A 10,765-nucleotide genomic window follows, 5' to 3' on the forward strand; every position below is an offset into this window, starting at 1 on the left:
CCGCTCAGGGAGCCTTGCAATCAAGAAGGCTGCGCGGCCCTGAGCGGGCCTGTGCGGGGGATCGCGGAGAGAATGCGTACCGCCCCTGGGGAGTTAGTAGAGGATGCATTCCCGTTCAGCGCGGGCCGGGTGCGGGCTCAGCGGTGACAGGGTGACATCTTCGGGGCCCATTCTTTTTGCCCTTAGAGTTTTCTATATAGAAAAACTTTTGTGTCTAAAGTCATCACTACATCACTAAACCCCAGGTCAGAGGGTGTTTGATCTAGTGACGACTTCACCGGCGAGTGACGCTCACCGCTGAAACAGCGCGAAGCCCCCGCCCGCTCCGCTGGGGAGTGAACGGGGACCACAGTCCGGCCCTATTAGAGCTCTGCGCGCTGGCGCTGCCGGTATGCCGCCTTGCGGCACTTGTCGGTGCAATATTTCGGCGGTCGCCCGTTGCCTCCCCAGGCCAGCGGCTCAGAACAAGCTGCACACATGCGCGTGGTCTCCCGTCCGTGCTGCATTGCCCGACGGCATCGAGCGGGTGTATCCGGGTGCGCGGGGTCGTGAATTACATATCCAGGGTGTTCGGGCCGGAACGTCTCACGGCATATTCGGCAGAGTTTCTTGCGCATAGTTTCGTCCTCAGCTTGGCCTACGAGGGTGCACTTACATCCCCTCGGCCGGAATGACCCGATGGGTTTCGTCCCTCGCTTAGTCGGTAGAGGGCAGGTTTCCGACTTCACCTCCCGCCCTGTGCGTCAAGCGATTCCCATATGCCCGTCAGCGTCAGGCATCCACAGGTGGCCTGTCAGTCGCTCCATAGCTGCACAGCCCGTATCCGCTACGAACGCTGCCGCTACCCCAAGGATCATTGCTGCGTCGTCCTCCGCCTCGTTCTGCGGATACCCGTGGAGAGTGACCAGCTCCATTACGGCCGACTCGCAGCCAGAGTTGAACACATCCTCAGGGTCAGCACTGCTCAGGCCACAGCGGATGTCCGAGAGCTGCGCTTTGAGCTGTTCGGCGTGATCTGTAAGGGCCTGGAGTGCAGCCCTAGCGGCCTCGGGGTTGGTCTCGGACAGGTTGGCGCTGTAGGTGCTCATGCTCTTGTCTCTCCTGCTGTTCTTGTCGCTGCGGCGGCTTCTGAGGAGTCAGAGGGGGATGGATTCCCGCCCATGCCAAAGGGCCGCCCCCGGGTCTCCCCAGGAACGGCCCTCGGTGGCTCTGTGCGCGCCTTACGCGGCCTCGGCGTAGGTTTCCTCCGCCCGGATCTCTTCCAGCCTCTCGGCGGCTTCCATGTGGTCCAGCTCGTGCACGCCGAACCCGATCCGCCGGGTGTCTAGCGAGCGCCACCCGCCGCGCGTTCCGCGCTTGACCGTGAGGATGGCTCCAGCGCTGGTGAGCATCCGCCGTCGTGCTGCCGTGTCCGACTCTGCCCACAGATCCGCGTACGTCTTCCCGGTGCGGATGACCTCCCGCTGAGCCTCCCGCTTCGGGGTCGCTTCCAGGGCGTTCAGACGAGCATTCAGGGCAACGGTACGGTCCTCCCAAGCCGCAACGGCTGACTTCGCGGTGAAGAACTTGCGAGTAGGCATGTGCTCTGCAATCTCCGCCGTGACTTCCGCGATCTCCGGGGCCGGGTCATAGCCGGGCGTCTCGATTGTGCGCGTCACGTGCAGCGAGCCGAGCAGGGCCAGGAACTCCCGCTCCACGTAGTCGTCTACCCAGTCGCCGCGCACGTTGGCCGGGGCCTCGCACAGGTCCCCGCGCCCGTGGCTGTTGCACTTGTACGTGGGCTGCCTGCCGTCCTGCACGCTGAGGTACATCCGGCCCCCGCAGTGGTCGCAGTGGATCACGCCGAGCAACAGCGCGTTGGTGTCCTTGCGCTCCTTGCTGGGGGTCTGCGCCCGCTCCTCGAACAGCGCGCACACGGCGTCATACTCGGCGCGCTCCATGATCGGGCTGTTCGTCGCCATGACGGGGTTGCCGTCGGCGTCGCGGACGGGCTTGCCGTTGTGGAGCTTCTGGCCCAGCATCGCCAGCGAGGTAAGCACCTTGCGGATGACGTTCGGGGTCCACTTGAACCGCTCGCGCTGGACGGCTTCCTTCCCGCGCTGGCCCTTGGCTCCGCCGGTCTTCCCGCCGGTCTTGCGGCCCTGCTTCACGGCCCAGTAGTCGCGGGGCGACAGCACCCCTTCGGCGTTCAGCTCAGCGGCGAGCAGGCTTGCTGTCATGCCCGCCATCAGGTCCCGGATCATGCGCTCGATGACGGCGACGGCGTCCGGGTCGGGAACGAGCGTCCAGCCCCCGCCCTCCAGCTCTACGGGCATGTAGCCGTACGGCGGACGGGAGCCACGCCAGCGAAGCGGCATCACGCGCATGGCGGCCTGAGCGCCGAGGACGCGTTCCTTGATGGCCTGCGCTTCCATCTGCGCCGCGAACGCGAACAGCGTGACCATGAGCGAACTCATGGGGTCCAGCGGGTTGCGGAAGTCGAGCACGAGCCGCCCGCCGGGGCCCTCAGCGAAGACGATGACCTTTCGGTGGTCACGGGCCCACTTGGCCAGCTCGTGCATGTCGTCCATGGACCGAACGGCACGGTCGAAGCGCCAGAACACGAGCGCGTCGAACTCGTCCGGGCGACGGAGCCAGGCCCCCAGTTCCGGGCGTTCGAACGGGGTCGTCTTGGACGCGCTGACGCCCAGGTCTACGGCTTCACGGTCGGCAAGGTCGATGCCCTGTGCCAGGGCCGCTATGTCGGTCGCTTCCCGCTGTCGCTCGGGGCTTGTGGTCTCGTCGGTAAGGACGCTGAGGCGGACAGCGCGGACGCCCCGCAGAAGTGCAGTAGTGGTCACGGGGGTGTCCGAGGGGGATGGATTCCCGGTGGGGCGGTTGGCCAGCGCGGTTGCCGACATGACGTGACTCCAGAACTTCTAGATTCACGTGCTCGGAGACCCCGAGGGCAACGAGTTCTGTGTGACGGGCGAGCGCGGCTGACGACGCGTACGCGAAGGGGCCCGGCCGTTCGGCCGGGCCCCTTCCAGGTGTTGTACGGGGGTTCTGTGTCGGTGCGGGTGTGACGGGTCCTGCCGCGTCCCGTGCGTACGGGCGGGCCGGGACCGCACGTCGCGGTCCCGGCCCGCCCGGGTGGACGACGAAAGGGTCAGCGACGGGACAGCGCCCGCCGCGCCCGGTCGGCCACCGCGGCGGCGGTGATGCCGTTGCGCTCCAGCAGATGCCGCTGCCCGCCCGTACCGGCGGCGAAGGAGTCACCCACCGCCACCCGCAGCACAGGGCAGCCCGCGCCCAGCTCGGCGACGACCTCGGCGACGGCCGAGCCCAGACCGCCCGCGGCCCAGTGCTCCTCGACCGTGACCACGGCACGGGTCGTCCGCGCCGCCGCCGTCAGCGCCGCCGTGTCCAGCGGCTTGACGGTGTGCATGTTGAGCACGGCCGCCTCGACACCCTCCGCGGCCAGCTCCTCGGCGGCTTCCAGGGCGGCCAGCACCGGGTAGGGGCCGGTGGCGACCAGCGTGACGTCATCGCCCTCGCGCAGCCGCTGGGCCCGCCCCACGCGCAGCGGCTCCGCGCCCGCCGGCAGGTCCTCGGTGGCCCCGCGGCCCAGCCGCAGGTACACCGGCCCCGGAATGCCCGCGCAGGCCCGCACCAGCTCCTCCGTGGCCGCCGCGTCCGCCGGCACCAGCACCGTCATGTTCGGCAGCATCCGCATCACCGCCAGGTCCTCCAGCGAGTGGTGCGTCGAGCCCAGGTGCCCGGCCGACAGCCCGCTGTGCGTGGCGGCGATCCGCACCGGAAGATCGTTCAGCGCGATGTCCAGCTTCACCGCCTCCACCGCCCGGGTGGAGGCGAACGTGGACATCGTGTTGACGAAGGGCACGCGCCCCGACTTCGCCAGCCCCGCGGCCACGCCCATCAGGTTCTGCTCGGCGATGCCGAGATTGACGTAGCGGTCGGCCGCGGTGCCCCAGTCCACACCCGAGAACAGGCCCGTGTCGCTGTCCAGGCACACCAGCCGCTCGTCAGCAGGCATCAGCCCGGCCAGGACGTCGCGGTAGACCTCCCGGTTCGGCCGCGGCGGAGGTGCCTCGCTCCGTACGTCCGGGCTCTCCGGCTCGGCAACCGTCACGCTCATGCCGTCGTCTCCGTTCTCCCGCTCCGGGCCCGCAACACCGCGAGCGCCCGCTTGTGCTGCCGGCCGGCCAGCCGGGCGTAATGACTCCGGGCCTGACCCTCGACATACGGCAGGCCCTTGCCCTTGACCGTGCTCGCGAGGACGACCGTCGGCCGGCCCGGCACCCGCGGGGCGTCCCCGAGGGCGGCCCGCAGCGCCTCCGTGTCATGGCCGTCGACCTCCAGCACCGTCCACCCGAAGGCGCGCCAGCGGTCGGCCAGCGGCTCCAGGCCCACGGCGTCCTCGGTGGACCCGGTGATCTGAAGACCGTTGCGGTCCACGACGGCCACCAGCCGGTCCAGCCGGTGCGCGGCGGCCGCCATCGCGGCCTCCCACACCGACCCCTCCTGGAGCTCGCCGTCGCCCAGCACCACGAAGCACCGGCGGTCACTGCCCGACAGCCGGAAGTCCAGCGCGAAGCCCACCCCCAGCGGCAATCCGTGCCCCAGCGACCCCGTGGGCATCTCCACCCCCGGCACCGCCGGGTTGGGGTGCGCGGTCAGCACACCGTCCGGCGTGCCGTACGCCGCGAGCTCCTCCTCGGGGAAGAACCCACGCTCCGCCAGCGCCGCGTACAGCCCGATCGCCCCGTGCCCCTTGCTGAGCACCAGCAGATCCCGGCCCGGCGCCTCCGGCTCGCGCGGATCCAGGCGCAGCACCGAGTGGTAGAGCGTCACCAGGATCTCCACCATCGACATCGAGCCGCCCAGATGACCGCCCTCCGGGTTGGCGCACATGTCCACGATCAGCTCCCGGACCCGCTGGGCGTGCTCCTCGAGCGTCCGCCCGTCCGCCGCCACCGTTCCCGTACCCGTCTCCGTCGTCACGCTCCACCGTCCGTAGTCGCCACCGGCCGGGCCGGAAGGGACGGCACCAGCGACAGCCGGTGCCGCGGGCCCAGGCGCTCGCCCAGATCATGGAGCGCGTGGGTGAGCACATCGATGCCGCGCAGGAAGTCGCTGAGCGCGATGTGCTCGTCGTCGGCGTGGTCGAGCCGGCTGTCCCCGGGGCCGTACGTGGCCATCGGGACGTCCCACTCCTCCGCCAGCGTGTTCATGTCGGACGTACCGGTCTTCACCTTCATCACCGGCCGCGCCCGCTGCGCCCGGATGCCGGCGGACAGCGCCCGCACCACCGGGTCGGTACGGCCCACCCGGCACGCCGCCACCGAGTTGACCACCTCCAGCCGCCCCGGGAGCCGCTCGGCCAGCCGCTCCACCAGGCCCGCCGCGTCGTAACCGGGCGGCGTCCGGACGTCGAACTCCGCCTCCGCCTCGGTCAGGTCACCGCGGATGGACACCAGCGTCGCCCCCGGCACGTCGAACCCGCCGTGGCCCGCCTGCGGGCCCAGCAGCTCCAGCAGCACCGGCCAGGCCGCGCAGGCCAGTTCGGACGCCTTGGGAACCGGGTTGCTGGGGTGGGTCGGCGGGCACTCCACCCGGTAGCGCAGGTCGAGCTTGCCCTTGTAGCCGAGCACGGCGGTCTGCCAGCCGCTGGGCTCACCGATGACCAGCGCGTCCGGCGCGGCGTGCGTGCGGCGGATGTGCACCGCGCCCCGCGACAGCGGGGTCTCCTCCTCCACCGCGCCGACCACCACGATCCGGCCGCGGAAGTCCACGGCGTCGGCGGCCGCGCAGACCATCGCCGCCAGCGGCCCCTTGGCGTCCACCGCGCCCCGGCCGTAGAGCCGGCCGCAGTCGATGCGCACGGGGATGTCCCCGGGCACCGTGTCCATGTGCCCCAGCAGCATCACCGTGGGCCCGTCCCCGCGCGAGATCTCCCCGACCGCGTTGCCCGCCTCGTCCACGTACGCCGAGAAGCCCATCTCCCGCATCACCCCGACCAGGTGGGCGGCGAGCCTGCCCTCCCCGTAGGACGGCGAGGAGATCTGGAGCATGCTGCGCAGCAGCCCGATCGCGTACGGCTCCGAGCGGGCGCACGCCTGACCGGTCTTGTCGAACCGGCTCTCCGTCGTCATCGCCCCGCTCCGATCGCGGCGTCCGGCGCGACGGCGGTCGTGCCGCCCTCCAGGACCACCTCGGTGGCCGCCCCGGCGAGCGCGGCACCCACCGGGTCGCGGCGCCGCCCGTCGGCGATCAGCACCCGGCCCACCCCGCCCTGGAGCGCCTCTCTGGCGGCGACGAGCTTCAGGCCCATCCCGCCGCCGGTGAACGGCGGCGTGCCCGAGGGCGCCACCGCGCACACCGGCAGCACCGAGCCCTCGTCCGCCGGGTCCGCGAGCACGCCGGGCGCCCCGGTCAGCAGGACCAGCGTGCCCGCGCCCAGACCCGCGGCGACCGCGGCCGCCGCCCGGTCCGCGTCGGTGTTCACCGGGCGGCCGTCCTCGGCCACCGCCGGCGGCGAGACCACCGGGACGTGACCCGCGGCCAGCAGGGTCCGCAGCAGCGCGTCGTTCACCTCGGTGACGCGGCCGCTGTGGTCGTCGCGGACCACGATCCGCCGGCCGTCGACGACCGCCCGGTGCGCGGTCTTGCGCCGCGCCCGCAACAGCCCGCCGTCCAGGCCCGTCAGACCCACGGCCGACACCCCGGCCGAGGCCAGCGCGGTCAGCAGCCGGGGCTTGGCGAGCCCGGCCAGCGCCAGGTGCACCACCTGGAGGGTCTCCGCGTCGGTGTGACGCGCCGACACCCCGTCGGGGGCGGTGAGCCGGCGCGAGGCCACCCCCATCCGGGCGGCCAGGCCCTCGATGTCCGCCGAACCGCCGTGGACCAGCACGACGGGACGCCGCTCGCGCGTCAGCCCGGCGATGTCCTCGCACACCGCCAGCGGGTCGACGGCGGCGTTGCCACCGCACTTGACCACGATGGTCTCTTGCATTCTCGTCCCCTGCCTCGCTCGGCCTCGACTTGGTCAGTGAGGTGCCGGTCCGGACGGCCGCGGCGCGCGGCCGTCCCGTGACCGGTTCGGATGATCAGTTCGGGTGCAGACCGGTGAATTCCAGACCGGTCTCCTCCGGCCAGCCGAAGCGCACGTTCAGGCACTGCACCGCGTTGCCCGACCCGCCCTTGACCAGGTTGTCGAGCGCCCCGACCAGCGACGCGCGCGCCCCGTCCACCGCGAACCCCACATCGCAGAAGTTCGAACCGGCGAGGATCTTCGGCTCGGGCAGCCGGTACGCCCCGCGCTTGTGCGCCACGACGCGTACGAACGGTTCGTCCGCGTACGCCTCGCGGTACGCCGACCGCACGTCCGCCTCCCGCGTCCCCTCGGCCAGCCGCACCCGGCACAGCACCTGCACCCCGCGCACCGCCTCCACACCCGTCGCCGTCATCCGTACCGGCAGCCCTGTGGCCTGGGCGATCTCCGCCTCGTGCCGGTGCCGGGTCGGCGCGAACAGCCGCATCGCGCCACTGCGCTCGGCGTGCAGATTGGACGAACCGGCCGAGACCCCCGACCCGCTGGACCCCGTCCGCGCGTCGATGTCCACCGGGCCGTCGATCAGCCCGGCCCCGGCCAGCGGACGCACCGTCAGGATCCCCGCGGCCGCCATACAGCCCGGCACCGAGATCCGGTCGGCGCTCCGCAGCTCGTCCCGGTGCCATTCGGGCAGCCCGGTGGTGAAGGAACCGAGGAGACCGGGGGCGGTGTGCGCGGTCTCGTAGTAGTCGGCGAAGACCTCGGCGTCGCGCAGCCGGAAGTCGCCGGACAGGTCGATGACCGTGCCGGCCAGCTCCAGGTACCGGGCCATCCGCCCCATGGTCTGCTTGTGCGGCATGGCCAGGAACAGCACGTCGTACGAGCCCGCGCGCTCCTCCAGGGCGTCGTGCGCCGCGAACGACAGGTCCGTCCGGCCCCGCAGGTTGGGATGCGGACCGTCCACCCGGCGCCCGGCGAAGGTGTTCGACGTGGCCAGGACGGTCTCGACCCGGGGGTGGCCGAGCAGCAGCCGCAGCAGTTCACCGCCGATGTACCCCGAAGCACCCGCGACCGCTACTCGAAGCATGACTGTGACCTCGCAATAAGGTGATCGACGATGCGGTCGGCCACCGGGACCTCCGGCCCGACCGCGCGCTGGAAACCCGAGAACTCCACGCCGTGGTTGACCTCCAGGACCAGGAGGTCGCCGTCGGTGTCCTCCACGAGGTCCACCCCGGCGATCTCGGCGTGCACACACTGCGCGGCCGTGACCGCGAGCTTCGCCAGCTCGGGGGTGAGCGGGCAGCGCCGCGTCTCCGCCCCCCGGGCCACATTGGTGCGCCAGTCGGCGCTGCTGCGGTACGTCGCGCCCAGCGCCTCGTCTCCCACCACGACGACCCGGATGTCCCGGTCCGGCTTGGGGACCAGCTCCTGGACGTAGACGATGTGCGACACCGGCGAGGGCAGCGCGGCGATGTACTCCATCACCGTCTCCGCCACCTCCCGGTCGGGCAGCTTCGACACCAGCCGGCCCCACGAGCCGGTCAGCGGCTTCACCACCGCCGGATAGCCGATGGCCTCCAGCGCGTCCAGGGCGGCTTCGGGGGTCAGCGCGAGCGCGGTACGGGGCGTGGGCAGCCCGGCGTCGCGCAACGCCACCGACGTACGGTACTTGTCCCCGCAGACGTCGACGGCCCGCGCCGGATTGACCACGGTCGCGCCGGCCGCCTCCAGGGCACGCGCCGCGTACAGCGCGCGCGCCTGGCCGATCTCGCGGTTCAGCACGAACGACCAGGGCGTGCCCGACTGCTGGAGCTCTCGCCACAACGCCCGGCTGTCGACGAACTCGTACGGCAGTCCACGGCGTTCGAAGGCCTCCAGAACGCGCTTCTCATCGGCGCGCAGCCGTGAGGCGACGACCGCGAACGGCGCCGCGGACGCCGGGCGCGTGGCGGCGGTCACTCGCCCCAGTCCTCTTCGACGTCGGGGGCGAGCGCGACCTGGAGGGGGTCCACCGTCAGGACCTCCAGCTCGCTGGAGCAGTCCCCGCACTCGATGATCTCGTTGACCTTGGGGGGTTCGGCGAGAGCCACGGAGCTCTCGCACTCGGGACAGATGACCATTCCGCTGTTCCTTTCCCAGACCACCCGGACCCGTCGCCCGGGCTCCGGCCTCCACCGGATCGCTGGACAGTAGATCCGCCCGGCCACGGCGGCTGCGTCCATCGCGGTGATGAACGGGCTCCCGAACTCCGTTGACGCCCCACGGCGCCGGCCCCAACGGGTGTCGACACGCGTCCCCGCCGGATCGACGCCACGTCGACACCCCGTCGCTCTTTGCCGCACCCGGCCGCCCCGGCCTTTACACCGCTCGCCGGGGCGTGCGTTGCTTGCCCCGCAGCGGCCCGCCGGCCGCGAGCCGGCCCGTGGGGACCCGCGGAGCACGTGGAGCCTGTGGAGGGAAAACCTGTGAGCGACCTCGGCACCCGACCGAAGATCCTGGCGCTGTGGAGCGCGCCGCGCAGCCGGTCCACCGCGTTCTTCCGCATGATGTGCGAGCGCGGCGACTTCCAGGTGCTGCACGAACCGTTCTCCTACCTCGCCGAGTTCGGGCAGGTGGAGGTCGACGGCGCGCAGCGCCGCACGGAGGCGGACGTCCTCGCCGCCATGCGGGCCACGGCCGAACGGTCGCCGCTGTTCTTCAAGGACACCACCGACGAGCGCTACCCCGGCGTCCTGGCGGACCGGCGCTTCCTCACCGAGGACGCCGCGCACACCTTCATCATCCGCCACCCGGCCGAGACCATCGCCTCCTACCACGCCGTCAACCCGGACGTACGACGGCACCAGATCGGCTTCGAGGCGCAGTACGAGCTCTTCCAGGCGGCCTGGGAGGCGACCGGCCGGACCCCCGTGGTCATCGACGGCAACGACCTCGTCGAGAAGCCGGAGGCCGTCGTCGAGGCGTACGCGCGCGCCGTCGGCATCCCGTACCTGGAGAAGGCCCTCAACTGGCAGCCGGAATCCCGCGAGGAATGGCGGCCCAGCGAGCGCTGGCACTCCGACGTGAGCACCAGCAGCGGCTTCACCGCCGAGCGGCGCAAGCACGACGTCGACGTCGAGACGCACCCCGTGCTCGGCGGCTACCTGGAGCACCACCTGCCGTTCTACGAGAAGCTCCGCGCCCACCGGCTGGCCGTGTGAACACGGGAGCGGGAAACGCGACGAGCACCCCGCCCGCACCCGGCGGGGCCACCATCTGGCTGACCGGGCTGCCGAGCGCGGGGAAGACGACGATCGCGCGGGCGCTGGCCGGGCGGCTGCGGGGCGAGGGGCGGGAGGTGGAGGTGCTGGACGGTGACGAGATCCGGGAGTTCCTCTCCGCCGGCCTGGGTTTCTCCCGGGAGGACCGCGACACCAACGTGCGGCGGATCGGTTTCGTCGCCGAGCTGCTTGCCTCGCACGGTGTGGCGGTGCTGGTCCCGGTGATCGCCCCCTACGCCGACGCCCGGGAGGCGGTGCGCAAGCATCACCAGGAGCACGGCACCGCGTATCTGGAGGTGCACGTGGCGACGCCCGTGGAGGTCTGTTCGGTACGGGACGTGAAGGGCCTGTACGCGAAGCAGGCGGCGGGCGAGATCTCCGGGCTCACCGGGGTCGACGACCCCTACGAGGAGCCGGCGGACCCCGAAGTGCGGATCGCGGCACATGA

General features: G+C 71.5%; 11 protein-coding genes. 2 read left to right on the top strand and 9 right to left on the bottom strand.

From position 1 onward, the window contains the following. Positions 1 to 743: 743 nt before the first annotated feature. The 9 genes from LUZ64_RS34195 to LUZ64_RS34235 form a co-directional block, all read right to left on the bottom strand. Positions 744 to 1,088 carry a hypothetical protein gene (locus LUZ64_RS34195; protein WP_095582776.1) on the bottom strand — a complete coding sequence of 115 codons (345 nt, stop codon included), beginning with the start codon at positions 1,086 to 1,088 and terminating at the stop codon, positions 744 to 746. 132 nt (positions 1,089 to 1,220) lie between these two features. Next, complete coding sequence (locus tag LUZ64_RS34200) at positions 1,221 to 2,900, bottom strand: recombinase family protein (RefSeq protein ID WP_095582775.1); 1,680 nt, start codon at positions 2,898 to 2,900, stop codon at positions 1,221 to 1,223. A 248-nt stretch (positions 2,901 to 3,148) separates the two neighbouring features. Next, positions 3,149 to 4,138: a transketolase family protein gene (locus tag LUZ64_RS34205; protein ID WP_095581758.1), complete on the bottom strand. Its 990-nt coding sequence runs from the start codon at positions 4,136 to 4,138 to the stop codon at positions 3,149 to 3,151. After that, positions 4,135 to 5,004, bottom strand: a complete 870-nt coding sequence (locus tag LUZ64_RS34210) for a transketolase (protein WP_267897177.1) — start codon at positions 5,002 to 5,004, stop codon at positions 4,135 to 4,137. Before LUZ64_RS34210 ends, LUZ64_RS34205 begins: the two co-directional genes overlap by 4 nt. Beyond that, on the bottom strand, positions 5,001 to 6,155 hold the full coding sequence (locus LUZ64_RS34215; RefSeq protein WP_095581757.1) for a M20/M25/M40 family metallo-hydrolase: 1,155 nt from the start codon (positions 6,153 to 6,155) through the stop codon (positions 5,001 to 5,003). The genes LUZ64_RS34210 and LUZ64_RS34215 overlap by 4 nt, the downstream gene beginning before the upstream one ends. Next, the gene (locus tag LUZ64_RS34220; RefSeq protein ID WP_095581756.1) at positions 6,152 to 7,015 is read right to left on the bottom strand and encodes a [LysW]-aminoadipate kinase; all 864 of its coding nucleotides are present in this window, start codon (positions 7,013 to 7,015) and stop codon (positions 6,152 to 6,154) included. Before LUZ64_RS34220 ends, LUZ64_RS34215 begins: the two co-directional genes overlap by 4 nt. A gap of 94 nt (positions 7,016 to 7,109) precedes the next feature. Continuing rightward, positions 7,110 to 8,141 (bottom strand): N-acetyl-gamma-glutamyl-phosphate reductase, encoded by a 1,032-nt coding sequence (gene argC / locus LUZ64_RS34225; protein ID WP_095581755.1) that lies wholly within the window; start codon positions 8,139 to 8,141, stop codon positions 7,110 to 7,112. After that, positions 8,129 to 9,016, bottom strand: a complete 888-nt coding sequence (gene lysX, locus LUZ64_RS34230) for a lysine biosynthesis protein LysX (RefSeq protein WP_095581754.1) — start codon at positions 9,014 to 9,016, stop codon at positions 8,129 to 8,131. The genes argC and lysX overlap by 13 nt, the downstream gene beginning before the upstream one ends. Next, on the bottom strand, positions 9,013 to 9,177 hold the full coding sequence (locus LUZ64_RS34235; protein ID WP_087929928.1) for a lysine biosynthesis protein LysW: 165 nt from the start codon (positions 9,175 to 9,177) through the stop codon (positions 9,013 to 9,015). The genes lysX and LUZ64_RS34235 overlap by 4 nt, the downstream gene beginning before the upstream one ends. Before the next feature lie 345 nt (positions 9,178 to 9,522). Between LUZ64_RS34235 and LUZ64_RS34240 the strand changes: the two genes are divergently transcribed. Together LUZ64_RS34240 and cysC are read left to right on the top strand one after the other, a co-directional pair. Then, on the top strand, positions 9,523 to 10,257 hold the full coding sequence (locus tag LUZ64_RS34240) for a sulfotransferase-like domain-containing protein (RefSeq protein ID WP_211305042.1): 735 nt from the start codon (positions 9,523 to 9,525) through the stop codon (positions 10,255 to 10,257). After that, the coding region (gene cysC, locus LUZ64_RS34245; protein ID WP_232399042.1) for an adenylyl-sulfate kinase at positions 10,254 to 10,765 on the top strand (512 nt) is incomplete at its 3' end. The genes LUZ64_RS34240 and cysC, both read left to right, overlap by 4 nt.

It is taken from the genome of Streptomyces albireticuli (genome assembly GCF_021228125.1).
Lineage (GTDB): Bacteria > Actinomycetota > Actinomycetes > Streptomycetales > Streptomycetaceae > Streptomyces > Streptomyces albireticuli.

Bases quoted from the DNA above. Each gene is read 5' to 3' on its own strand.
- argC (WP_095581755.1), bottom strand. From the start codon at position 8,141: ATGCTTCGAGTAGCGGTCGCGGGTGCTTCGGGGTACATCGGCGGTGAA.
- LUZ64_RS34200 (WP_095582775.1), bottom strand. From the start codon at position 2,900: ATGTCGGCAACCGCGCTGGCCAACCGCCCCACCGGGAATCCATCCCCC.
- LUZ64_RS34220 (WP_095581756.1), bottom strand. From the start codon at position 7,015: ATGCAAGAGACCATCGTGGTCAAGTGCGGTGGCAACGCCGCCGTCGAC.
- LUZ64_RS34235 (WP_087929928.1), bottom strand. From the start codon at position 9,177: ATGGTCATCTGTCCCGAGTGCGAGAGCTCCGTGGCTCTCGCCGAACCC.
- LUZ64_RS34215 (WP_095581757.1), bottom strand. From the start codon at position 6,155: ATGACGACGGAGAGCCGGTTCGACAAGACCGGTCAGGCGTGCGCCCGC.
- LUZ64_RS34195 (WP_095582776.1), bottom strand. From the start codon at position 1,088: ATGAGCACCTACAGCGCCAACCTGTCCGAGACCAACCCCGAGGCCGCT.
- LUZ64_RS34205 (WP_095581758.1), bottom strand. From the start codon at position 4,138: ATGAGCGTGACGGTTGCCGAGCCGGAGAGCCCGGACGTACGGAGCGAG.